Annotated in this window: 18 protein-coding genes; 10 read left to right on the top strand and 8 right to left on the bottom strand. The window is 55.0% G+C overall.

Features of this window, described 5'->3' with window-relative positions; all coding sequences use genetic code 11:
• Nucleotides 1-73 precede the first annotated feature (73 nt).
• From D3P08_RS01170 to D3P08_RS01200, 7 genes are all read left to right on the top strand, one after another.
• Entirely contained in the window at nucleotides 74-736 is a 663-nt protein-coding gene (locus D3P08_RS01170; protein WP_119597594.1) for an HAD family hydrolase, read from the top strand.
• 124 nt (nucleotides 737-860) lie between these two features.
• A complete protein-coding gene (locus D3P08_RS01175; RefSeq protein ID WP_240647248.1) occupies nucleotides 861-1,700 on the top strand; it encodes a sugar phosphate isomerase/epimerase family protein in 840 nt (279 codons plus the stop codon).
• 115 nt (nucleotides 1,701-1,815) lie between these two features.
• Entirely contained in the window at nucleotides 1,816-5,325 is a 3,510-nt protein-coding gene (locus tag D3P08_RS01180) for a FecR domain-containing protein (protein WP_162848323.1), read from the top strand.
• A gap of 128 nt (nucleotides 5,326-5,453) precedes the next feature.
• Entirely contained in the window at nucleotides 5,454-5,951 is a 498-nt protein-coding gene (gene infC / locus D3P08_RS01185; protein ID WP_119597597.1) for a translation initiation factor IF-3, read from the top strand.
• A gap of 215 nt (nucleotides 5,952-6,166) precedes the next feature.
• Nucleotides 6,167-8,533 (top strand): FdhF/YdeP family oxidoreductase, encoded by a 2,367-nt coding sequence (locus D3P08_RS01190; protein WP_119597598.1) that lies wholly within the window; start codon nucleotides 6,167-6,169, stop codon nucleotides 8,531-8,533.
• A 19-nt stretch (nucleotides 8,534-8,552) separates the two neighbouring features.
• Nucleotides 8,553-9,365, top strand: a complete 813-nt coding sequence (gene fdhD, locus D3P08_RS01195) for a formate dehydrogenase accessory sulfurtransferase FdhD (RefSeq protein WP_119597599.1) — start codon at nucleotides 8,553-8,555, stop codon at nucleotides 9,363-9,365.
• 101 nt (nucleotides 9,366-9,466) lie between these two features.
• Nucleotides 9,467-11,185: an ABC transporter ATP-binding protein gene (locus tag D3P08_RS01200; RefSeq protein WP_119597600.1), complete on the top strand. Its 1,719-nt coding sequence runs from the start codon at nucleotides 9,467-9,469 to the stop codon at nucleotides 11,183-11,185.
• A gap of 91 nt (nucleotides 11,186-11,276) precedes the next feature.
• Here the strand turns inward: D3P08_RS01200 and D3P08_RS01205 are convergent, their stop codons facing one another.
• The 5 genes from D3P08_RS01205 to D3P08_RS01225 all read right to left on the bottom strand — a co-directional run bounded on the left by D3P08_RS01205 (nucleotide 11,277) and on the right by D3P08_RS01225 (nucleotide 17,143).
• Nucleotides 11,277-12,497: a cation:proton antiporter gene (locus tag D3P08_RS01205; protein ID WP_119597601.1), complete on the bottom strand. Its 1,221-nt coding sequence runs from the start codon at nucleotides 12,495-12,497 to the stop codon at nucleotides 11,277-11,279.
• Nucleotides 12,498-12,499: 2 nt separating this feature from the next.
• Complete coding sequence (locus D3P08_RS01210; RefSeq protein WP_119597602.1) at nucleotides 12,500-12,991, bottom strand: cation:proton antiporter regulatory subunit; 492 nt, start codon at nucleotides 12,989-12,991, stop codon at nucleotides 12,500-12,502.
• A 14-nt stretch (nucleotides 12,992-13,005) separates the two neighbouring features.
• Nucleotides 13,006-13,425 carry a hypothetical protein gene (locus tag D3P08_RS01215; protein ID WP_119597603.1) on the bottom strand — a complete coding sequence of 140 codons (420 nt, stop codon included), beginning with the start codon at nucleotides 13,423-13,425 and terminating at the stop codon, nucleotides 13,006-13,008.
• 49 nt (nucleotides 13,426-13,474) lie between these two features.
• The gene (locus D3P08_RS01220; protein ID WP_119597604.1) at nucleotides 13,475-14,200 is read right to left on the bottom strand and encodes a hypothetical protein; all 726 of its coding nucleotides are present in this window, start codon (nucleotides 14,198-14,200) and stop codon (nucleotides 13,475-13,477) included.
• A gap of 1,161 nt (nucleotides 14,201-15,361) precedes the next feature.
• Nucleotides 15,362-17,143 carry a 5'-nucleotidase C-terminal domain-containing protein gene (locus tag D3P08_RS01225; protein WP_119597605.1) on the bottom strand — a complete coding sequence of 594 codons (1,782 nt, stop codon included), beginning with the start codon at nucleotides 17,141-17,143 and terminating at the stop codon, nucleotides 15,362-15,364.
• Nucleotides 17,144-17,377: 234 nt separating this feature from the next.
• On the opposite strand from D3P08_RS01225, the gene deoC reads away from it, so the two are divergent.
• Entirely contained in the window at nucleotides 17,378-18,067 is a 690-nt protein-coding gene (gene deoC, locus D3P08_RS01230) for a deoxyribose-phosphate aldolase (protein WP_119597606.1), read from the top strand.
• Nucleotides 18,068-18,077: 10 nt separating this feature from the next.
• On the opposite strand, the gene D3P08_RS01235 is transcribed toward deoC, so the two are convergent.
• From D3P08_RS01235 to D3P08_RS01245, 3 genes are all read right to left on the bottom strand, one after another.
• Nucleotides 18,078-18,539: a VOC family protein gene (locus tag D3P08_RS01235; RefSeq protein ID WP_119597607.1), complete on the bottom strand. Its 462-nt coding sequence runs from the start codon at nucleotides 18,537-18,539 to the stop codon at nucleotides 18,078-18,080.
• Nucleotides 18,536-19,420 (bottom strand): aldose epimerase family protein, encoded by an 885-nt coding sequence (locus D3P08_RS01240; RefSeq protein WP_119597608.1) that lies wholly within the window; start codon nucleotides 19,418-19,420, stop codon nucleotides 18,536-18,538. The genes D3P08_RS01235 and D3P08_RS01240 overlap by 4 nt, the downstream gene beginning before the upstream one ends.
• 119 nt (nucleotides 19,421-19,539) lie before the next feature.
• Nucleotides 19,540-20,712 carry a peptidylprolyl isomerase gene (locus D3P08_RS01245; protein WP_119597609.1) on the bottom strand — a complete coding sequence of 391 codons (1,173 nt, stop codon included), beginning with the start codon at nucleotides 20,710-20,712 and terminating at the stop codon, nucleotides 19,540-19,542.
• A 193-nt stretch (nucleotides 20,713-20,905) separates the two neighbouring features.
• Here D3P08_RS01245 and D3P08_RS01250 point away from each other — a divergent pair, with 193 nt between their 5' ends.
• Together D3P08_RS01250 and mgrA are read left to right on the top strand one after the other, a co-directional pair.
• Nucleotides 20,906-22,351 carry an HD-GYP domain-containing protein gene (locus D3P08_RS01250; protein WP_240647185.1) on the top strand — a complete coding sequence of 482 codons (1,446 nt, stop codon included), beginning with the start codon at nucleotides 20,906-20,908 and terminating at the stop codon, nucleotides 22,349-22,351.
• A gap of 65 nt (nucleotides 22,352-22,416) precedes the next feature.
• Entirely contained in the window at nucleotides 22,417-23,415 is a 999-nt protein-coding gene (mgrA, locus tag D3P08_RS01255) for an L-glyceraldehyde 3-phosphate reductase (protein ID WP_119597611.1), read from the top strand.
• The last annotated feature ends 11 nt before the right edge of the window (nucleotides 23,416-23,426 follow it).

Genomic DNA, 23,426 nt, shown 5'->3' on the forward strand with positions numbered 1-23,426 from the left:
GACGGACGCCTGATTAACGTGTACGGTTTGGTTGCATAGCTTGCAAGGCATGAGCGGAGAGGAGTAAGGGAGCATGTTAAAAGCGATCGTATTTGACTTTGACGGAACCATTCTGGATACGGAGACCCCATGGTATTACGCATTGCGGGAGGCGTACCAAGAGTACGGAGAAGAGCTGCCGCTGGAGCTGTATTCGCAGTGCGTGGGCACAAACAATCATACGTTTAACCCTTATGAATATTTGATGACGGAGAAAGGACTGCCCATCGATAAGGATGAATTCCGCGGCAAGGTTCAAGCGTATTACGCCGGGCTTATGAGCAAGCAGACGGTCCGGGAAGGCGTTCTCGAGCTATTGAGCCAGGCTAGGGAGGCGGGGCTTCGCATCGGTCTTGCTTCCAGCTCCTCGAGAATCTGGATCGACAAGCATTTGGACGAATTGGGCTTGAAGGAGCACTTCGAGGCCATTAAAACATCGGACGATGTAACGAATGTAAAGCCGGACCCGGAGCTATACCGAAAAGCGCTTGAAGAGCTCGGCGTGGCGCCGGAAGAAGCGGTTGCGGTCGAGGATTCGCCGAACGGCGCGCGAGCGGCTGCGGCTGCCGGCATGACTTGTATCGTCGTTCCGAATGAGCTGACGGGACTGCTTTCATTTGATCCAGGCGACGCCTATATTCGCGCAGCGTCGTTAACGCATATCGATTTTGATGCACTGGTAAAGGGAAAGCGGTAAGCCGGCCGAGCGGCGATAAGGGAACAATCGGATATAAAAAGAGCAAGATCGCTTCTTTCGGTTTATGGAAATAAGTGTATACTTTCAGATAGATTGTTTTATGTCATCCATACGACACGGGAGAGTGAGCCACTTGTCTTATTTATCCGTAAGCACATGGAGCCTTCACAGGCTGCTCGGTCCGCTGCGCTGGACCGTTTGGGACGAGAGCGCACGGGCGCGAAAGACCGTCATTCAAGAACAGCCGGAGCTTCTCAATCTGCTGGATCTTCCGGAAGAAGCGGCAAAACGAGGGTTTAAAGCCGTGGAGATCTGCCATTTTCATTTCCCGAGCACGGACTCCGCTTATTTGGAGCAGTTGAAGAAAGCTTTTGTAAGCGCCGGCATTTCCTTCGATACGCTTTTGCTGGATTATGGCGATTTGAGCACGGCGGATTCGGAGCGCGCGGAAGCCGATATGAGCTTTATGCGGGAATGGATCCGGGCCGCATCCATCGCGGGGGCCAAGCGGACTCGCATCGTTGCGGGAGAGGCGCAGCCTGGAGATGCAGAGGCCTTGGAACGGACGGCGGGCCGATTGCTGCAGCTGGCGGAGTTCGCCGAAACACTTAGCGTACAGATCATAACGGAAAACTTTAAGGCGTTAACTTCCACCGGCGAGAGCTGTATGCGGCTCATGGATAAAGTGGGAGGCAAAGTCGGACTCATAACGGACTTCGGCAACTTTGGAGGGGAGCGCAAATATACCGAGCTGGCGATGACCATTCCGGTGAGCGTCGGGATCCACGCCAAATCGGAATGCGATGAGCAGGGGTATCCGGATGAAGCGGAGTTCCAGCGCTGCTTGGAAGCTGTCCGCCAGTCGGGATTCGACGGCTCCTTCGTCATTATATACGACGGCCCCGGCGATATGTGGGCGGGCATCGACCGCGTCCGTCGTTTGGTGGAGCCGGTGCTGGCATAAAGGAAGCCTTGGGACGAAATACCGGTCCCGAGGCTTTTTTTGTGCTAAAGTCTATGAGTATTGCATGATTATGGTAAAATGTACTCATAGTTTAAGAGGGAGAGGGGAAATTCGGTTGTTTCCTATCAAAAAGATTGGCGTAATCGCGCTCGCTTGCGCGGTGGCATGCGGAGGGTTAAGCGCCGGCGCATCCGCTGCGCAAGTATCCGCATCACCAGAGGAACGGCTTATGGGACAAATCCGAACGATTACGGGCGCGGAGGCGCTAAGCGCGCCGCAAAGCGCAGCCGTACGAAGCGACGGCACCATTATCGTATCGGATACCGAGAATCACGTAATTAAACAGATTCGTGACGGCAAAGCATTGGTATTGGCTGGGGCATCGCTGGATTATGTGAAATCGGTGAACGGTCTGCCGCAAGGCGCTTGGCTGGATGGCGGCGGGGAAACGGCCTTTTTCCATGATCCTGCAGGCCTTGCGGTCGATAACAGGGACAACGTCTATGTTGCGGATGCGGGAAATCATGCGATAAGGCGCATCGACAAGGAAGGGAACGTGACGACGGTTGCCGGTAAGCCGGAGCTGGGATTTGCGGACGGCTCGGCCGAAGAGGCCCGGTTTTATTACCCGACGGACGTCGCGGTAACGGAGACCGGCGTGATCTATGTGGCGGATACGCTGAATCATGTCATCCGGCGGATTGACGCGACGGGCAAGGTTACGACGATCGGCTCCGTCCCGGAGCGGGCGGCCTTATGGGATGACGGCGTTGCGGTTATGGCCGGCGGCTACGTGAACGGCAGCTTTAGCGAGGCGGAGTTTAACGAGCCGGCTGGACTGGCGATCGACGATAAAGGAAATCTGTATGTCAGCGACTCGGGCAATAACGCCATTCGTTATATTGATTTCGGCAATAATACAGTGACAACCGCAGCGGGCTTGTCCCCGGAGGAAGCGGATCTGGAGCACGAGCTGTACGCTGGGCCGGGCTACTCGGATGGGTCTGCCGGTCAGGCAAAATTCAACGCGCCGCGGGGATTGGAATGGTCGGATGCGTATGGGCTCGTTATCGCAGATTCGGGCAACAACGCGGTCCGGCTGCTGAAGGATGGCGAGGTATCGACGCTTGCCGGCTCATGGAACGGGATCGGCGGCAATCAAGACGGCATCGAGAGCGAGGCGCTCTTTGAGGCGCCTGCCGATGCCGTCCAGCTTGCCTCGGGCGAGCTGCTGATCGCGGACGCAGGCAACGACTCCCTGCGTGAGTGGGAAAGCTACAGTCTGCCTGAAGGTTTCCGCGCGGACAGAACGGTTCAACTGGATTGGAATGGCAAGCTGATTGGAGCGGAAGAAGCGGGCTTGCTCATTAAGCATGGCAAAACGTTGATTCCGGCAGATAAGCTGAGCGAGCTGCTCGGCCATGAAATAGCGGGAGATGCCGGCGGAATGGCTCCTCTGCGTGCTGTCGCGGAAGCGCAGGGTCAGCACATTCGCTGGCTCGCAGATGAGAAGCTGATCGTTGCTCGTGAGAAAGCGGGTAATACGGATTCTGCAGCCTCTGTGGAGCTAGCTGCCGAGAGGACGTTTACGATTGATTCGCTGACAGGCGTAGCTCAGGTTACGCAAGGCGGTCTGCTTAAGCAGGATGCTTATGTCGGAATGGAGCTTGGACCGGGAGACCGCATTGAAACGGGCGGCTTCTCCAGCGCCGTCCTGTCCGCGGAAGACACAGGCGACATCATTACCATCGGCGAGCACTCCGTCATGGAGGTCGTCAGTCTGCATGAAGCGGACGGCGCCCGCCTGACGAAGCTCGAGCTTGTAACCGGCAGCGCTTTTTACGATGTAACCGACTTGTCGGATTCGAAGGATAAATTCGAAGTGAAGGCCGGCGAGACGGTCAACTCCGTGCGCGGCACGCATTTTGTTCAATCCATCAATCCGATAACGGGCATATTCAACCAATCCGTATTTTCGGGCGTTGTTTCGGTACTGCCGGCTCCGCATTCCGGAGCTGGCGGCGCTCAAGCCACTGATGGGGTCCATACGATATACCCGTCTCAGCAGATCAGCCTGGATTCTAGAGGCGAGCAGGACGAACCCTTGATCAAAACGGTGAACCTTGACGAATTGGTCAAGCTAGCCGGACCGGAAGTGATCAAAAAAATAATAGAAAATAAGCAGCAGATCGACCAAGAAAATGATGAGCAATTGGGCCGACTGCAGGGCGGCGGCCTGCCGGAGCTCGGGGGCAGTCTAGATCTCGCAACCCAGGCTGAGTTCGAGAAGTATAAACAAAACGTGCTTAACTCGCTGCCGGGCCTTTTAAGACAATCCGTTGAAAATGGCCTGTTGACCGAAGAGGAAGCGCTGCAGATCATCAATGAAGTGAATCAAGGCATCACGAGCACGGATCGAAAGTATGACCTGGACCGCGAAGTGCCGCCTCTTGATCCTAATGCAGGAGTGAACCCGGCTGAGCAGCCGAAGCGGGCAGCTGTCGAAGAGAAACAGCGTCAGTTAGAAGAAATGCGGAAAAATGCAGAGAAAGAGAAAAATGAAAAGCTCGAGCAAAATAACGTAAGCCTCATCGAACAGATGCGCCGGCAAATGGAGGCGCTGCAGGCGGCGAATCAGCGGCTTCTAGAAGAGAAGAAAAAGCAGGCGGCAGATAAGCTGTTGGATCAGCTGGACGACCTGCAAAAAGGGCGGCTCGCGGACATGATGGATAAGTCTGAGCGGGAGCTGAAGGAGCGCGAGGCCGAACAGGCCCGGAGGATAGCGGCGGAGGCGGCGAGGAATAACCCGCCGAGCAGCGGAGGCTACATACCTCCTGCTCCTGGCCCGACGGTTGAAGTGGAGTACAGCGACGACTTTAGAGCGGACGCGGACGCGGGCAGCAATCACTTCGTTTCTTACGGCTTTAAAACAACCGGCCTTCATATGGACACAGACGTGAAAGTCGGAATTACGGTCAAAAAGGACGGGGAAACGGCTGGAAATGTCGTTGTATTCCGTGAGGGCGAAGGTGAGATGGCGCCGACGGAGGGCAAATTTATATTCGCCCCAAGCGAAGGCAGCTATAAGCTGTCGGACTTAACGTCAAAGGATCAAAATCCCGTTGCGTTCTATATCCAGTTCATGGAACCGGGACAATATGAGATGACCTTTGAACTGCTGAAGGTGACGGAATCGGGTCTGGTATCTGTGGGACAGCAGACCCGGACGATTACGGTTTCGCCTAGCTATAGCGTGTCTGTCGCCTATGACAGCGGCGTATTCTTCATCGATTCAAGCGCGGCCGGCTCTCCTGACGGGTTGTCTGTCGACTATCAAATCCAAATTACCGGCAGCTCGGTGAGCGGGAAAGTTTTTGATGTAGGCGTTGCCGGCACGGAAAGCACGATTACGAAGGAAACGGATGCGGACGGTAAGATGAATCTCGCCGGCAGCGATTTGGCCGAATTACCGGATTTGTCCGTTGGCCATCATATCGTTTTATCCCTATCCGAGGGGCAGTATTTTGTCAATGGCAATTACACCATATACGTCAATATGGTTGAGGCGGGGACGGATCGTCTTTTGGGAAGCTCGCAATATATGTTTGACATTAATGCTTCATAGTTCATGAACAAGACTGCCCGCCTTCCATTGCCGGAAGCGGGCAGTCTGCTTTCTTCCGACGAGGATTCGAGAATCTAGCCGGGATCACGTATAATTGGAGGACAAAGAACAAAGAAGGAGATTAACCAATGGCATCCAAACTTATCATGAACGAAGCGATAAAAGCGTCCGAGCTGCTGCTGACGGGGCTAAGCGGAGAGAGTCTTGGCGTCGTATCCCGCGAGGAGGCGCTGGCGATGGCGAAGGAGCGGAAGGCGGATCTGGTGTGCGAATCGCTGATGAGCAGCCCGCCGCCATGCCGGCTTGTCGCGCGAGGCGCAGCGAAGCAGGAGAAGGATCAAGCGGGCAAGGCGGCAAGGCAAGCAAGCGGAGCGGTCAAGGTGAAAGAGATTAGGCTGACGCCGCATATTGAAGAGCATGATTACGATACCAAATACAGGCAGGCGGAGAAGCTGCTGCAAAGCGGCAACGGCGTGCTGCTTGTGGTGAAAATTCAGGGCAAGGAAGGGCAGGCGGCCAAGGCGCTGCTCGAACGGCTGACCGGTGATTTGAAGGGATACGGTACCCGCAAAACAGGCATTCAGCAGAGCGGCAAGCAGGCTGCGGTCGAGCTGCTTCCTCTATAGGAGCTGGGCTCGCCTTTTAAAGGGAAGGTTGGGCATTCGTTCCGGCCTTCTTTTACGCATTGTTTTGGAAGCGTTTTCTTGATAGACTTAACAGCAATAGCGAACGAGACAGACCTCTGGCATAAGCTCTGGATCGGCTGAACGAAGATCATCGCAGCGAGCGGTCTTTTTAACATCTGGCGGCGATAAATATGGTGAGGAAGAGGTGATCGCGTATGGGGAAAAGCTTGCATACAGGGCGGCAAAAGCTGCCGAAGAGCTGGGATACAGGCTTGTGGGTGAGCAAGCGGCCTTTTGGGCTTGGACTCGTCAAGCCGCATCATATTCGGGATACGCTGCGCACGGTTTGGGATAACCGGGACAATCTGCCGTATGCTTACCGCATTCTGACGCAAGGCGTCTGCGACGGCTGCGCGCTTGGCGTGTCCGGGTTGTACGACCAGACGCTGGAGGGACCGCATGTTTGCACAACGCGGCTTAACGTGCTTAGGCTAAACACAATGCCGGCCATAAAGGAGGAAACGCTGCATGCTGACGTAGAGAAGCTGCGCAAGCTTAGCAGCTCCGAGCTGCGCGGTCTCGGAAGGCTGCCGTATCCGCTAATCCGCCGCAAGGGAGAGGCGCGTTTCGTCAGGCTGACATGGGAGGAGGCGATGAGACGCATAGCGGAGAAGGCGAAGAAGGTCGACCCGAAGGGTATCGCCTTTTATTTGACGGGCAGAGGAATTACGAATGAGACGTATTACGCGGCGGCGAAGGCGGCTAGGGCGATCGGCACGAACAACATCGACAACGCTTCGCGGATTTGCCATTCGCCGTCCAAGACGGCGCTCAAGCGTTCGATTGGAGTCGGCGCATCGACCTGCAGCTACAAAGATTGGATCGGGACGGACGTCCTACTCTTCTGGGGCAGTGTGGCGGCGAACAATCAGCCGGTGTCGACCAAATATATGTACGCTGCGAAACGCAAAGGCACCAAAATTATCGTCATTAACCCGTACCGCGAGCCTGCGATGGACGGCTACTGGATTCCGTCCATTCCGGAATCCGCGCTCTTCGGAACGAAGCTGGCGGACGACTTCTATCAGGTGAGCATCGGCGGGGACATCGCGTTTATGCACGGCATTATGAAATGCTGGTTCGAGATGGAGAAGCAGCTGCCCGGCTCTGCGGTTGACCGCGACTTCGTCCTGCGGCACACGACCGGTTACGACGAGCTTCGCGAGCATGTGGAGCAGCTGGCATGGGAGGAGCTCGAAGCGGGCTCCGGGCTTCCAAAGTCGCGGATGGAGGAGCTGGCGAAGCTGCTGGCGGGCGCCCGGTCAGGCGTGTTTGTATGGAGCATGGGGCTGACGCAGCATCGTTTTGGGACGGACAATATATCGCAGGTGGCGAACTTGGCTCTGCTGCGGGGTTTCCTCGGAAGGGAGCATTGCGGTTTGATGCCGATTCGCGGACACAGCGGGGTGCAGGGCTCAGGCGAGATGGGGGCCGATCCGTTCAGTCTGCCCGGCGGCGAGTTCGGCAATGCCGCAGACAGAGAGAGGATCGAGAAGCTGTGGGGCTTCCAGCTGCCGAATTGGCAGGGGGATATCGTCGGCGTATCGCTGGAGAACGCTTTGCTGCCGGAAGGACAGGAACGAAAGCTGCGGCTTTTCTATACGTCCGGCGGGAACTTCCTGGAGACGATGCCGGACCCGGCGCATGTGAAGCGGTGCCTGGAGGGGGTGGAGCTTCGCGTGCATCAGGACATCGTCCTGAACAGCTCCATGCTGGCCGATGCGGAGGAAGAGGTGATCGTTCTGCCTGCAATGACGCGTTACGAGCAGCCTGGCGGCGGAACCTCAACTTCAACCGAGCGAATGGTTTATTATTCGCCAGAGATTGAAGGGCCACGGGTTGGAGAAGCCCGGGCGGAATGGGATATTTTCGGCGAGCTGGCGGAGCGGATTTGCGGCGAGAAAGGCCGTGCAGCCAGGTTCGGAAGCGCAGCCGCGATCCGGGAGGAGATTGCCGCCGCCGCTCCTTATTACGACGGCATTCAAAAGCTCGGCAAGCGCGGTGACGTCTTTCAGTGGGGCGGCGCCTGGTTATGCGAAGGAGGGGAGTGTCCGACTCCGGACGGCAAAGGCAGGCTGATTCCGATACCGATGCCCGATCTGCAAAGGACGCAGGGACGGATGTATGCGACAACGCGGAGAGGGAAGCAATTCAATTCGATGATATTCGGCGAGCGCGACAGCTTTAACGCAGCCGGCCGCTATGACGTCTTGCTGAGTACGGAGGATGCGGGGAGCCTGTCGATCAATGAGGGAGACGCGATCGTCGTCCATAACAGCAGCGGGGTGTTTCATGGACGGGCGAAGCTTGCTCCTGTGGCGGCAGGCAATATCGAGCTCTTTTGGCCGGAAGGGAATGTGCTGTTCGAACGCGGCGTCTATGAGCCGCATGCGGGCATTCCCGAATACAACGCATCCGTCGTTGTGGAACGGGCGGACCTCTACCACGCGCTGAAGGAAGTAAAGAGCGCAAGAAGAGATGCGGCTATTCAGGATGTACGGGATACCGATCCGCCGGAATAAGCTTTAAGGGAGGTGCAGGATGGAACAGGGCAATTTGACAACTTGGCGGGCAGTGCGGTATACCGGAGGCGGCAATGAGCAAATGGAAGAAATCGATGATCCGATCGCGGCGGAGCTTGCTTTGACGGTTAAGCTGGATGGGGATGAGCTCGCGACCATCGTCTGCTCCCCTTCCCATCTGCGCGAGCTCGTCTTCGGCTTCCTGGCTTCCGAAGGCATCATACGTGTGCCGGGTCAAGTCGAGAAGCTTACGATTGACGAGGAGAGGGGCTATGCCTATCTGAAGCTGGCGGGCTTGCCGTCAATCAGCCGGGACAAAATGGCGAAACGATGGATTGGCAGCTGCTGCGGGAAGAGCCGCCAGTTTTATTTTCATAACGATATGCTGACGGCCAGGACGATCATGACCCGGTATACGATACGGGCGGAACAGTGTATAAAGCTGATGGAGCTGCTCCAGGCAAGCTCCATCGACTTTCACCGCTCGGGCGGCGTTCACAACGCGGCGCTTGCGGATGGGGACAAGCTGCTGTCTGTCATGACGGATATCGGCCGCCATAACGCATTAGACAAATTGTATGGGTATTGCATGCTGCAAGGCGTAAAGCCAGAGGGCAAAGCGATCGTGTTCAGCGGCAGGCTCTCGTCGGAGGTCGTGCTGAAGGCGGCCAAAATGGGCTGCGGCGTCTTGCTGAGCAAATCGGCGCCTACCGATCTTGCTTTGCGGCTGGCGGACGACCTTGGGATTACTTGCGCCGGTTTTATTCGGATGGGCGGCATGACGGTGTACACCCATCCGGAACGAATTATTATGAATCAATCCTTACCTTGACACTTGGAGGAAGGATTCGGTATCATTTTTAATTGAAAATTATTATCAGTTATAAGTGAACCGTCCCTTCAGTTTGTGGTGGACAGAATAGGAGCTGCAATATGCTGCGTCGTTTTTTTTCGTATTACAAGCCGTATAAACGGTTGTTTTTTCTGGATTTCACCTGTGCGGTTATATTGGCGGTGCTGGAGCTCGTATTCCCGCTCGCCGTCGGTTATGTCATCAATACGCTGCTTCCGGACGGGAACTGGGGGCTGATTATTTCGGCCTGCGCCGTGCTGCTGCTTATTTATGTCATTAATACTTTACTCAATTACATTGTTACCTACTGGGGCCATATGCTCGGGATTAACATTGAGACGGACATGAGGAGAAGGCTGTTTGAGCATGTGCAGAAGCTTTCGTTCCGTTTTTTTGATAATACGAAAACGGGGCATCTGATCTCGCGCTTGACGAACGACTTGTTCGAGATCGGCGAGGTCGCGCACCATGGCCCGGAGGATATGTTTATCGCGGCCATGACGTTGATCGGCGCCTTCGGCATTATGCTGTTCATTCAACCGGAGCTGGCGATTATGACGTTTATTATCGTGCCGATCATTATTTGGCTCGTGCTCTACTTCAACGGCCGGATGACGAAGGCTGCGAACCGTCTGTTTACGGATATGGCGGATTTCAACGCTCGCGTCGAGGATACGGTCGGGGGCATCCGGGTCGTGCAAGCTTTCGCGAACCAGAAGCATGAAGGCAAGCTATTTAACGCAAACAACTTGAGATTCCGCGAGGCGAAGCTGATTTCCTACAAGCTTATAGGCCTCAACCATTCGATCTCCTACTTGCTGATGAGACTGGTATCTTTGTTTGTATTGATCGCAGGGGCGTACTATGTGCTGAGGAAGGGAATGCCGCATGGCGATTTTGTGACCTTCGTGCTGCTGACGAATATTTTCTTCAAGCCGATCGAAAAAATTAACGCGGTTATCGAGAGCTATCCGAAAGGCATCGCCGGCTTCAAACGCTATATCGAACTGATGGATACCGAGCCGGACGTGGCGGATTCGCCTCATGCGATCGAAGTCGAGCGTCTGCATGGCGACATTCGGTATCACAATGTCACGTTCGGCTATGAAGGCGAGGCGAAGGTGCTTAACGGCATTAACCTTTCAATTCGGGCCGGGGAGACGGTCGCGTTTGTTGGACCGTCCGGCGCGGGCAAGACGACGCTTTGCAGTCTGCTGCCGCGGTTTTATGAAATTGAAGGCGGGACCATCTCGATCGACGGCTATAATATTCGCGATCTGAAGCTGGAATCGCTTCGCAAGAGCATCGGCATCGTTCAGCAGGACGTGTTCCTGTTCGCGGGCACGATCCGGGAGAACATCGCGTACGGCAAGCTCGGCGCGAGCGATGAAGCGATTATGGAGGCGGCGCGCAGAGCCCGTCTCGAGTCGTTTATCGCATCTTTGCCGAACGGCCTTGATACGGTTGTCGGCGAGCGCGGCGTGAAGCTGTCCGGCGGGCAGAAGCAGCGCCTTGCGATCGCGCGGATGTTTTTGAAGAACCCGCCGATTCTGATCTTGGATGAAGCTACCTCGGCGCTCGATACCGAGACGGAGGCGGCAATCCAGCAATCCTTGGCGGAGTTATCCGTAGGACGAACGACGCTTGTTATTGCTCACCGGCTCGCCACGATCAAAAACGCCGACCGCATCATCGTCGTAACCGAAAACGGCATTACCGAGCAGGGCAGGCATGAGGAGCTGGTCGCTGCCGGCGGGATATACAGCCGCCTGCACGAAGCGCAGTTTGGCCGCGCCTAAGCTCTAAGGATTATACAGCTAATAAAAAAGGACGAAGCAGGGGATTTCCTCTTCGTCCTTTTTGTTGTTTATGCGTCTAACTGAATTTTCTTTAGCCTGCAGCCTGCTCTTTCTTCGGTTTCGGTTTATCCCAGCGGAAAACGCGGTTAAGTCCTTTGTAGATCGTCTTGGACTCCTTGGTGAGAAGAGGTCCTAAAATCGCCAATATGAGGACATACAGCGCTGCGAAAGGCTGGAGCCTTTCATCCAGATTCGCCGCTAGGCCGACATTCGCGACGATAATCGAAAATTCGCCGCGGGACACGATCGTGAGCCCGATGTTCGACGACGCTTTCGGCGACAACCCGGCGCTTTTGCCGGCTAGCATTCCCGCAACGAAGTTGCCGATCAAGGTAACAGCCACTGCGCCGAGCGTCAGCCATACCGCGCCGCCGAGCTTCGCCGGCTCGATCGTCAGGCCGAAGCTGAAGAAAAACATCGCGCCGAAAAAATCGCGGAAGGGCAAAATGATATGCTCGATCCGCTTCATATGCTTCGTTTCGGCGAGCACCAGACCGAATAGCAGCGCGCCGATCGCCTCGGCGACGTGAATGGTTTCGCCGATCCCGGCAACGAAAAACAGCAGCCCGAAAATAAGAAGAATAAACAGCTCGTTCGATCGGATATCAAGCAGCTTGTTCAGCAGCGGAGCCGCCTTCCGTCCGAGGACGATAAACAAGAGCATAAAACCGAGCGCATAGGACGCCGACAGCAAGACGCCGCCCAGCGATGATTCCGTACTAAGCACAAGGCCGGATAGGACGGAGAGATACACGGCGAGGAAAATATCTTCATACATAATAATGCCGAGAATCATCTCGGTTTCCGGATTGGCCGTCCGTTTCAAATCGACGAGCACCTTGGCGACAATCGCGCTGGAGGAGATCGTCGTAATGCCGGCGAGCACCATCGTTTCCGCGAAAGAAAATCCTGTAGCAAAGCCGAAAAGCAGTCCCAGTGAAAAGTTGATCAAAATATAGATGGTGCCCCCGACGGCGATGTTGCGGCCGGATTTGATGAGCCTCCCAACCGAAAATTCCAAGCCCAGATAAAATAGAAGAAAAAGAACCCCAAGACGTCCAAGGAATTGGATCGTCTCCGCGCTGTGCACGAACGTGAAGTCCAGCACGCCGATTTTGGGAGCATGGGGCCCGACTGCCATTCCGATCAGAATGAAAAAGGGAATGACAGAGAAACGAATCTTCGCAGCAAGCAAGCCTACTAAAGCAACAAGGATGACGGCAAGACCGATTTCAAGCACCATGTGATCCATAATTATCGGCTCCCGTTTTGCAGCATGGCTTTCAGGAGCTTAAGCTGATGCCTTTCGCCCGCGACGATCAGCATCGTATCCGCCTTGAACCGGTAGTCCGGCCCGGGGCTGATATGCTTCGTATCCTTCTCGACGGCAGCGATAATGGTCGTGCCGGTCGTTTGACGGATGTTCGCTTCGCCGATCGTGAGGCCGATACAGGAAGCGCTAGGTTCTATTTTGTACCATTCGATCGTCAGATCGTCAAGCGCGACCTCGATGGTCTCCAGCGCTTTCGGTTTATAGGTCATGCCGCCGACGATTGCCGCGATTTGACGCGCTTCCTCGTCCTCCAGCGTTACCATGGAGATGCTGTCATCCGGGTCCTCATAGTCGAAATGATAAAGCTCGCGGCGGCCGTCGTCATGGATGATGATCACGAGCTTATCGCCGCTTCGCGTCATTACCTGGTATTTTTTGCCGATGCCCGGCAGGTCCGATTCTCTGATGTTCATGCAATCTATTCCTCCTAGGTCGTTATCGTAGTCAAGTGGCGCAATATCTTTATCATCTCTCGCAACTTGTCAACGTAACCACCGGTAAGCTTGACCGGACGAAGCAATTGCCGCTTCATCTGCAGAACATGGGGGGTATGGAATAGAGTATTCGGGATGCGTAGCAGGTATATGATTAAAAGGCTCGAAACAACCGCGTCCACACATGGACTTTGCGGGGGAAGGGCCTTCGTGTCGGAAGGATGTCTGTCGCGTGAAACAATAACCGTGTGCGAGCTCGGAGTAGTTCTATTACTGCCGCTGCCCGCCGTCAGTTCGAAATTGTTGCCGGCCTGATAGGCGAACGACGCCGTCAGGAATAGGGGGAGGAGGACCATGAACGCAAGGATTCGGCCTAATAAATTGCTTTGCAAACGTCGATAATGCTGAAGCATGATCCCACCTCCCCTAAAGTAAAAATGATGCTTATTGTAATTTATATAATTATAGCCTAAGACCACTAATTATGAAACCTGCGCTGCCTCGCTCGGCGCAAGAATTCAGCGCTGCGGGCGCCTCCGCGCGCGCCAGAGCGGCCTGCAATGGCGAAAAGCGCCATTGCAGCGCCCCCGCGCGCGCCAGAATGGCCTGCAATGGCGAAAAGCGCCATTGCAGCGCCCCCGTGCGCGCCAGAATGGCTTGCAATGGCGAAAACTGCCATTGCAGCGCCTCCGCGCGCGCCGGAGCGGCCAGCAATGGCGAAAACCGCCATTGCAGCGCCCCCGCGTGCGCCAGAGCGGCCAGCAATTGCGAAAACCGCCATTGCAGCGTCCCCGCGCGCGCCAGAATGGCCTGCAATTGCGAAAACCGCCATTGCAGCGCCCCCGCGCGCGCCAGAATGGCCTGCAATGGCGAAAAGCGCCATTGCAGCGCCCCCGCGCGCGCCAGATTAGGCTGCAATGGTGAGAACCGCCATTGCAGCGCCCCCCGCGCGCGCCAGAGCGGCCAGCAATGGCGAAAACCGCCATTGCAGCGCCCCCGCGCGCGCCAGAATGGCTTGCAATGGTGAAAAGCGCCATTGCAGCGCCCCCGCGCGCGCCAGAATGGCTTGCAATGGCGAAAAGCGCCATTGCAGCGCCCCCGCGCGCCAGAATGGCTTGCAATGGCGAAAAGCGCCATTGCAGCGCCCCCGCGCGCGCCAGAATGGCTTGCAATGGCGAAAACCGCCATTGCAGCGCCCCCGCGATTCCAAGCCGCCCTGTAGCATGGACGTCATTAAGTTGTATTTTACGGCTCACGTGTGCGTCGTGGTGAAGTGCCCGCCAATAAGCAGTATTTACTTGAAGGGCCGGAGTTGAGTGGCGTGTTATCAGTAAGCCGTATTTTACTGCTTACAGAGCAGAGTAGAGGTGGAGTGCCCATCAGTAAGCCGTATTTTACTGCTTACAGCACCGCGTCGGGCTGCGAACGAGTCAATAAGCCGTATTTTACTGCTTACAGAGCAGAGCATAGGTGGAGTGCCCATCAGTAAGCCGTATTTTACTGCTTACTGCACAGCGTCGGGCTGCGAGCGAGTCAATAAGCCGTATTTTACCGCTTACAGAGCAGAGCATAGGTGGAGTGCCCATCAGTAAGCAGTATTTTACTGCTTACAGCACAGCATCGGGCTGCGAGCGAGTCAATAAGCCGTATTTTACTGCTTACAGAGCAGAGTAGAGGTGGAGTGCCCATCAGTAAGCCGTATTTTACTGCTTACTGCACAGCGTCGGGCTGCGAGCGAGTCAATAAGCCGTATTTTACTGCTTGCAGCGCGGAGTAGAGGTGGAGTGCCCATCAGTAAGCCGTATTTTACTGCTTACTGCACAGCGTCGGGCTGCGAGCGAGTCAATAAGCCGTATTTTACCGCTTACAGAGCAGAGCAGAGCAGAGGTGGAGTGCCCATCAGTAAGCAGTATTTTACTGCTTACAGCACAGCGTCGGGCTGCGAGCGAGTCAATAAGCCGTATTTTACTGCTTACAGGGCAGAGTAGAGGTGGAGAGCCCGCCAGTAAGCAGTATTTTACTGCTTGCTGCACAGCGTCGGGCTGCGAGCGAGTCAGTAAGCCGTATTTTACTGCTTACAGGGCAGAATAGAGGTGGAGCGCCCGCTAGTAAGCCTATAATTACTGTTGCAGCGCGGGAGTTGTGGTGGAGTGTCCGACGCCGTGCTGAGCGAGTTAGTAGAGTCCTTTGCTGCTTATGAACCTTCATCGAGGTGTGAGTGCCCCCAGTAAGCCGTATTTTACTGCTACCGCCGCGGGAGCCAAAACTGCCTGCAAATGCAGAAACATCCTGCACAAAAAAACGGACATCCGCAAGGGGATGCCCGTTTCGCGCTATGAGGCTGATTAATTATGGCAATATAATTTTCTGGCCAGGGAAGATCAAATCCGGGTTTTTCAGCTTGTTCAGGTCTCTCAGCACCTGCCAGGTCGTGCCGTGCTTGCGGGCGATGGCCCACAGCGTATCGCCTTTTTTCACGATGTACACCTTCTGAGCCGGTTCTGGTTTAGCCCCCGGCTCCGGCTTCGGTTCCGGCTTCGGCTCTGGCTTCACCTCCGGCTCCGGCTTCGGCTCCGGCTTCACCGTACCTGGAGCAGGGGCCTCGGTAATCCGGCCTTCGACCTTCGGATCGGCGGTGCCGAGCTCCTGAATGTACGTGATCAGAGCCTCGTCCAGCGAACCGAACATGCCGGCCTGCGGGTACTGGCCGAACATCAAATATTCGTCGCCGCCGGCTGCCATGAAGTCGTTCGTCGCAAGCGTGTACTCTGCTTTCTCGTCCAGCGGCTTGCCGCCGATGAGAATGGAGTGGACGCGCTTGCCTGCTTCCGCGGAAGGATCGATTTTGAAGCTCATGCCGCCGACTTGCGGGAAAGCGCCTCTCGGATTCGGATAATCGGTAACGCCGTTTTCGAGCGCCGCTTTAATATCCGCGCCTTTTACTTTCAGCGTGACGATCTGATTGCCGAAAGGCAGGACGGTGATCACTTCGCCTTTCGTAATGACGCCTTCGTTAATCGAATCGCGGATACCGCCGCCGTTGGTCATCGCGACATCGGCTTTCGTGACAAAGAGCAGGGCGTCTGCCAGCAGATTGCCGAGGTTTGTTTCGCCGGCGCGGACTTTCTCGCGGGCGCCTTCCAGATGGACGGCTGCTTCGCCGACCTCTTCGGCAAGAATTTCTTTTTGCTCCTCAAGAATGGCGGCGACCTTCGCTTCGACCGCTTCGTTCGGCTTAATCGCTTCCGCCGCTTCGGCGTTTAGCAGCTTCGCTTCCCGGTCTACGATTTTGCCTTCGTTCACCCAAATGTCAACGACGCCGACGTGCTGCGTATATTCGCCGGTGCTGACAATCAGCGTGCCGTTGTCCGCCTTGAGCCCTTCCTCGAGAACCGTATGGCTGTGGCCGTCGATGAAAATATCGATGCCCTCTACCTCTTCGGCGACTTTAGCGCTTGTATCGACACTCGATTCATCGAGACCCAAGTGGCCAAGCGCGATGATAATATCGGTCTCCTCCTCGAGCTTGTCAACGATCGCCTGCGCTTCTTCGGCAGGATCGGTGAAGACTACGTTTTCGACGTTTTTTGGATGGGTTTTATAAGCGGTTTCGGGAGTCGTCAAACCGAAAATTCCGATCTTGACGCCGTCGATTTCTTTAATGACGTAGGGATCAAACAGCAGGTTGTCCTCTTTGTCCTTGACGTTGGCGCTGAGGACGGGGAAATTCATGCTTTCCGTCAGCGCAAGCAGCCTGTCCGTTCCGTAGTTGAATTCATGGTTGCCGGGGGTCATTGCGTCATAGCCCATCAGGTTCATCACATCAACCACGCTTGATCCGTTCATGAGCGTCGCAAAGGTTGTGCCGTGAACGGCATCGCCCGCATCCAGCACCAGCGTGTTCGGATTTTCGGTTCTGTAGCTGTCGAAAATACCGGCAAGCTTGGCGAAGCCCATGTCGCCGCCATTCGCCACCGCGCGGGCATGCATGTCATTCGTATGCAGGAGCGTAATGTGCTTCGACCCCGCGGGGACGGAAGCTTCCTCCGCAGCGGCGCCGCTGCTTGCAGCGCCCAGAACCAAAGACATGCTGAGAATCGCGGACAACATCCATTTCGATTGTCTAACCATGAGCTGAACATCCCTCCATACCTTTATAGTTGAACAGGTAGATATTCTCCAAGCTGGAACATAAATCCTGTAGCGAAAAATCAAAGCTTTTGTAAAAAAACAGCATATACTGCCGCACCGCTTTAAACACCTCTGAGATTACACACGACGATAAGGGGAAGTTGTTGTTTAACGGAAAGCTTCGTATAATAGGACGAGACGAACCCCTTGTATAAGGGAATGGAGGATAACAGGATGGAAAATAAAACAAATTGGTCATCGGCCGAGGTTGCTTCGATGATCGATCATACAATACTGAAGGCTGACGCGACGAAAGCGGATGTAATCGCCATTTGCCAGGAGGCGAAGGAGCATCGTTTCGCAACGGTATGCGTCAATGCATACTGGGTGCCGCTGGCGGCGGAGCAGCTCAAGGGCTCGGGCGTAGGCATTACGACGGTTGTCGGGTTCCCGCTCGGGGCGACAAGCACCGCGTCCAAAGCGTTCGAGGCGTCGCAAGCGATAGCGGACGGCGCTACGGAGATTGATATGGTTCTGAACATTGGCTTGCTTAAATCCGGAGACACAGAAGCGGTAAAACGCGATGTGGAAGGCGTTGTCGAGGCGTGCAAAGGCAAAGCCGCTTTGAAGGTTATTCTCGAGACGGGCATGCTGACGGACGAGGAGAAAGTGACGGCATGCAAGCTGTGCGTGGAAGCGGGAGCGGATTTCGTGAAGACGTCTACGGGCTTTGGCAAGGGCGGGGCGACAGCGGAAGACATCGCGCTTATGCGCCGCACGGTCGGCCCGAATATCGGCGTGAAGGCGTCGGGCGGCGTACGCGATTTGGAGACGGCGCTTACTATGCTTCGCGCGGGCGCGAACCGGATCGGCGCAAGCTCCAGCGTCGCGATTGTTACAGGAGGCAAGGGGGAGGGCTATTAAGCCCTCTTTTTTATGCCTGCTTAAGCAGCTGCTCCCATTCCGCAAGCGACAGCTTGTCCGTTATCGATTTTAACGATTCCGGAACCTCCACATAGCACATAAGCTCCAGGCTGTTCCCGTCGGGGTCGTTGAAATAGACGGACGCGTTGCCCTGATTCGGCCGAACGAAGGGCTCGAACGTAGGTCTGCCGCCGAACGCGGAAGGCTCGACGCCGATGGATGCCATCCACTCTAAAGCGTGTTTCATATCCTCATAGGCCACTCGGAAGGCAATATGCCGCAGCGAAGGATGATAAGGCGTCTCCACCTCGCGGCCTTCCCACAAGCCTAACCAGCTCTTTCCTTCCTCGATCCAGAAAAAAACGGTAGAGCCCTCCCGCCACGCGAGCTTTAATCCGAGCTTCTCGTAGAACGGAATCGACACCTTCAAATCTTTTACCGGCAAATGCGCCTCATATAATCCTTGTATCATTGCTGTTCATCCTTCTCCAGACTAATCGTAAGATTTGCTCTTCGTTCTTCGCCGGGCTCCACCATTACGAGCTCCTCGCGTCGGTTCATCTCAAGCGGCTGCGCCATCCATGGCTCCACGCAGACGAAAGGGCGGTCCTTCACGGACCAGATCACAACGTATTTGAAACTATCGTCATACCGCATACGCACGCTCGCGCCATCCCGGACAGGGAATGCGATTTCACTGCGTTTCGCGTCCAGCAGGCAGACGGACTCCACCAAAGGCTCGAGATCAATGCGCCCGCTGTACGGCTTCTCAACATTGTCGTTATAGTCGACGTATTTGGTCGCGTCCGTCTCATACGGAATGTTTTTGCTGCCTTCAATTGCAAAATAAGGATGGAAGCCTGCATAAAACGGCATGCTGCCGTTCTTGCCCGCATTGCGGTAGGTTTGGCGGATATGGAGCTCGCCGCCTACTAGCGCGTACGTGAACAGAAGCTCGAAGTCGAACGGATAAGCTTCCCGCGTGCTTTCATTCGCGCGGAGCCGGAGCGTGACGGAAGCCTCGCCCTCCGTAGATACCGATACGACCTCCCAAGGATTAACGCGCGCTACGCCATGCTGGTTCATACGGTAAGCGCGGCCGTTCCATTCATAGACCGAGTCCTTCACCGGCCCGCAGATCGGGAAGAGGACAGGGTTTCCTCCCCGGATATTGGCGTCAGGATTCTCGAACGTCGTCCGGTCCAGGTAAAACAGCTCTGTCCCGTGAAGCATGCAGCTGATGACGATGCCGCCTCTCTCCGGGCATACGAGCACGCGGGAGGAGGTGGAGGATTCCTTCAATTCATATAAGGTATAAGCGTCCTTGATGGTATGTACTTCATAACGATTCACGATTGCATAGACCTCCTTGTCGAAAAAATTAATGTTCTACCATTGTGCCTCATTCCCAGGCATGAGTAAAGGGCCGCTCCAAGAGCGCCATGCGCTGCCTGGAAGCGGCCCTAGAATCATTATTCCGTTTTTGTTTCCGTCGCCGTCTCAGAAGCCGGAGCTTCGCTTGCGGCTGGCTCTTCTTCTGTCAGCTTATTCGTAATTTTTGCTTTCGCGCGGATTTCTTCGATCCAAGGCGATGCAAGCTGATTCACTTCATCGCTTACCAGCTTCATACGAATCAGATCCTTCTTCTCGTCGAAGTTGGCTTCAGTTGCCGGCTTGTAATCCGTCTTCTTAATGATGTGATAACCGAATTCGCTTTGAACCACGTCGCTGATCTCGCCGACCTCAAGAGCAAATGCCGCTTCCGCAAAAGGCTCGACCATTTGAGTTTTCGTGAAGAAGTCAAGATCGCCGCCGTTCGCAGCGGAACCGTCAGTCGACTTCGCTTTTGCGGTCTCCGCAAAGTCCGCGCCGGCTTTCAAGTCAGCCAAGATCGCGTCCGCTTCTTCCTTCGTAGCGACAAGGATATGGGACGCGCGGACTTGTTCTTCCGAGCCGCCCAGCTTGCCTTGATTCTCATCGAAATACGTTTGGATCTCTTCATCCGTCACGTCTGTTTTGGACTCGAGCACCTTGCGCACCATCGCGTTAATGCGCATATCTTCGCGAAGATCCTCAACCGTCAAATTATTTTGAGCCAAAATGTTGTTGAATTCATCCTCGGAGCCGAAGTCCAGCTTAATAAGATCGATCTCGTCCGTTACATCCTGCTCTGTGATCTTGATGCCGGCTGCGTCCGCTTCCTGCTGAACAAGCGTCTTCGTAATCAGCGTTTCGAGCGAGGACTCTCCGTAAGTTTTTTTCATCGCTTCGAACAGCTCGTCCTGCGAAATCGCCTTTCCGTTAACGGTTGCGACGCTTTCGCCGCCGCTGCCGCCGCCGAACGGCGGTTTAATGAGGACGACGATAAGCGCGATGACGAGAACGGAGGAAAGCACGATCCAGCCGACTGCGCCTCCTTTTTTCGAAGGGGGAGCGGATTCGGCTCCTGCAACCGCCGCGATCGGCGCCGCTGCGGCAGCAGTCTCGGCTGCGGCGGTCTTGTCCGGTTCTACGAACTCGCCGGCTTGCTCAGACACTGCCGCCTGCTCCGTTTCGTCTTGATTTTCTTCATAAGCATAACGGTCTTTTTTCTCTTCTTCGTTGTCTATTGGATTGCCGTTCGTCTGCGATTCTTTGTTATTCATCCCATAATACTCCCTTCAATTTGCAATTCTTCACCTACTATATCAAAACCATAACAAAAAAACCTTAATTCAAAATAAAAAAAGGTTGCAGATGATGTCGAATCTTAGACGAAGTGGAGTTATACTAGGGATAACTTTTTCTATTGATAAACGAATAGGGAACATCCTGCTTACGGTGATGGGAGGATCGGCTTTGAAAAGTGACAAAAAAGTATTTGCCGCGCTAGCCGCCTTGCAGCTTTTTCCGCTGCTTGGCTATATTCTGATCCAATTCACGCCATACGATGCCTGGATCCATAATCCGAGCGGACATTTCTACATCGTCAGTCTCGTCTCCTGCTTGGCGCTCGTTGTCGCTGCGGCGGTGGGGGTCGTTGCGACGCGCGTAAGAAACATTAAAGTAAGCTTCTTGTCTTTGTCCTATGTGTCATTAGCTGCGATGTTTATTTTACACGGCTTGACAACGCCGGGATTTCTGATGAACCATTCCACGATTTCGGGGAACTTCGCCCAGCTGAGCGTGCTGCTGTCGGCTTTCTGGCTCTGGCTTTGTTCGGTTTCCGGGGACCGAAGGCTGGTTAGATGGTTATCTCTGAAGCAGGGGTCACTGCTTCCCGCGTGGTCGCTCCTGCTGCTTGTTTTTGGCGTTTTCCTATGGCTGTACCCTGATTTTGTACATATCCTTCATTTAAAAGGAAGCGTCGGGAAATGGGTGACAACCGTCCTGATTCTGCTTATGAACGGCTGGTCGATTTGGTCGAACTTGCAAACCTATCGGGTGTCAAGGTTCCCGCTGCAGCTGGCCATCGTATACAGCACGGGCTGGATGTTGATCGCGCAGATCATTATGGTGACGGGAGAGCCCTGGAGGGCAAGCTGGTGGCTGTACCATTTCATGCTTCTCGCGTCGGTGATCGTGATGGTCGGCGGCATCTTCCGGGAGTATCTAAGCACCGGCTCCATGACCGGTTCGATCAAGCTTTTGTTCCGGGCTAATCCGCAGGACTGGATCAACGCCTACATCTCGCCGAGCGTCAGACAGCTTGTGCTGACGACAGAAGCGAAGGATGCGTATACGGCGGGCCACAATTACCGCGTTGCGTTATATGCGCTCAAGCTGGCGGAGGAGATGGGGTTATCCTCATTGCAGCTGCGGGCGATTGCGCAAGGGGGACTTGTACACGATATCGGCAAAATTTATATTCCGGACGGCATTTTGAACAAGCCCGGCAAGCTGACGGCGGAGGAACGCGATATTATTGAAGCGCATCCCGTGTCCGGCTTCGATATTTGCAAGCGGCTTGGCTTTATGACGGATGAGCTTGCGGTCATTCGGTTTCATCATGAGAAATGGAACGGTACGGGTTATCCAGACGGCCTTGCCGGCGAGAATATCCCGCTGGTCGCGCGCATAACAGCCGTTGCGGACGTTTATGACGCGCTTACCTCATCGCGCGCTTACCGGCAAGCGATGTCGCATGACGAGGCGATGGAGATTTTGCGCAAGGAAAGCGGCGTTCACTTCGATCCGAGATGCATCGGCTCATGGGAGAGAGTGGTGGAGGAACAACGGCAGTTCTTCCAGGATACGCTTGCGAACAGCACGCATCTGAGTTTGGATAAGAAGCTGGCCAAGTAATTCACGAAAGCCGCCGGTTTTTCGTATATAATGAGGTTGTCTACTACAATATGGAGGTGTTTGTCATGACCTATCAAGCCAGCGGTAATCGGTACGACAGCATGAAATATAACCGGGTAGGAAGGAGCGGCCTGAAGCTACCCGCTATTTCGCTTGGTTTATGGCACAACTTCGGCGGCAACGACCGCTTTGAGAACGGCCGGGCGATGGTAAGAAGAGCGTTTGACCTGGGCATTACGCATTTCGACTTAGCCAATAACTATGGGCCGCCTCCCGGATCGGCCGAAGAAGCTTTCGGATTAATGCTTCAGAAGGATATGGCTCCATACCGCGACGAGATGATTATCTCGACGAAAGCCGGCTACTATATGTGGCCAGGTCCTTACGGCGAGTGGGGCTCCCGCAAATACGTGATCTCCAGCTTGGATCAAAGCTTGAAGCGGATGAAGCTGGACTACGTCGATATTTTCTATTCGCATCGTCCCGATCCGGAGACGCCGCTGGAAGAGACGATGAGCGCGCTCGACGCAGTCGTGCGTCAAGGTAAAGCTTTGTATGTCGGCATCTCGAACTACAGCGCCGAGCAAACCGCTGAAGCTGCCCGTATTCTGAAAGAGCTGGGCACGCCATGCCTCATCCATCAGCCATCGTACTCGATGTTTAACCGTTGGATCGAGGATGGCCTGCAGGATGTGCTCGATGAACAGGGCATCGGCTCCATTGTCTTTTCGCCGCTGGCGGGCGGCTTGCTTACGAATCGTTATTTGAACGGCATCCCTACCGACTCGCGCGCCGGAGGACCGAGCGTCTTCCTGAACTCGGAGCAAATTACAGCCGGCAGACTGAATAAGATCCAAGCGCTTAACGAGCTTGCGAAGGAGCGGGGACAATCGCTCGCGCAGATGGCTCTAGCATGGGTGCTAAGAGGCGGACGCGTCACTTCGGCTTTGATCGGCGCAAGCCGGGTGGAGCAAATCGACGATAATGTGGCGGCGCTCAATAATTTAACGTTCACGAGCGAAGAGCTTCGTCGAATCGAAGACATTCTTGCCGCGGCGGAATAGCGGCAGCAAGG

The organism is Paenibacillus nanensis (genome assembly GCF_003583765.1).
GTDB classification, from domain to species: domain Bacteria; phylum Bacillota; class Bacilli; order Paenibacillales; family Paenibacillaceae; genus Pristimantibacillus; species Pristimantibacillus nanensis.

What these genes read in the sequence shown, in the direction of transcription:
- D3P08_RS01215 (WP_119597603.1), bottom strand. Translation starts at nt 13,425, where the DNA reads ATGCTTCAGCATTATCGACGTTTGCAAAGCAATTTATTAGGCCGAATC.
- deoC (WP_119597606.1), top strand. Translation starts at nt 17,378, where the DNA reads ATGGAAAATAAAACAAATTGGTCATCGGCCGAGGTTGCTTCGATGATC.
- D3P08_RS01205 (WP_119597601.1), bottom strand. Translation starts at nt 12,497, where the DNA reads ATGGATCACATGGTGCTTGAAATCGGTCTTGCCGTCATCCTTGTTGCT.
- D3P08_RS01220 (WP_119597604.1), bottom strand. Translation starts at nt 14,200, where the DNA reads ATGGCGGTTTTCGCCATTGCAAGCCATTCTGGCGCGCGCGGGGGCGCT.
- fdhD (WP_119597599.1), top strand. Translation starts at nt 8,553, where the DNA reads ATGGAACAGGGCAATTTGACAACTTGGCGGGCAGTGCGGTATACCGGA.
- D3P08_RS01225 (WP_119597605.1), bottom strand. Translation starts at nt 17,143, where the DNA reads ATGGTTAGACAATCGAAATGGATGTTGTCCGCGATTCTCAGCATGTCT.
- D3P08_RS01170 (WP_119597594.1), top strand. Translation starts at nt 74, where the DNA reads ATGTTAAAAGCGATCGTATTTGACTTTGACGGAACCATTCTGGATACG.
- mgrA (WP_119597611.1), top strand. Translation starts at nt 22,417, where the DNA reads ATGACCTATCAAGCCAGCGGTAATCGGTACGACAGCATGAAATATAAC.
- D3P08_RS01235 (WP_119597607.1), bottom strand. Translation starts at nt 18,539, where the DNA reads ATGATACAAGGATTATATGAGGCGCATTTGCCGGTAAAAGATTTGAAG.
- D3P08_RS01190 (WP_119597598.1), top strand. Translation starts at nt 6,167, where the DNA reads ATGGGGAAAAGCTTGCATACAGGGCGGCAAAAGCTGCCGAAGAGCTGG.
- D3P08_RS01200 (WP_119597600.1), top strand. Translation starts at nt 9,467, where the DNA reads ATGCTGCGTCGTTTTTTTTCGTATTACAAGCCGTATAAACGGTTGTTT.
- D3P08_RS01210 (WP_119597602.1), bottom strand. Translation starts at nt 12,991, where the DNA reads ATGAACATCAGAGAATCGGACCTGCCGGGCATCGGCAAAAAATACCAG.
- D3P08_RS01245 (WP_119597609.1), bottom strand. Translation starts at nt 20,712, where the DNA reads ATGAATAACAAAGAATCGCAGACGAACGGCAATCCAATAGACAACGAA.
- infC (WP_119597597.1), top strand. Translation starts at nt 5,454, where the DNA reads ATGGCATCCAAACTTATCATGAACGAAGCGATAAAAGCGTCCGAGCTG.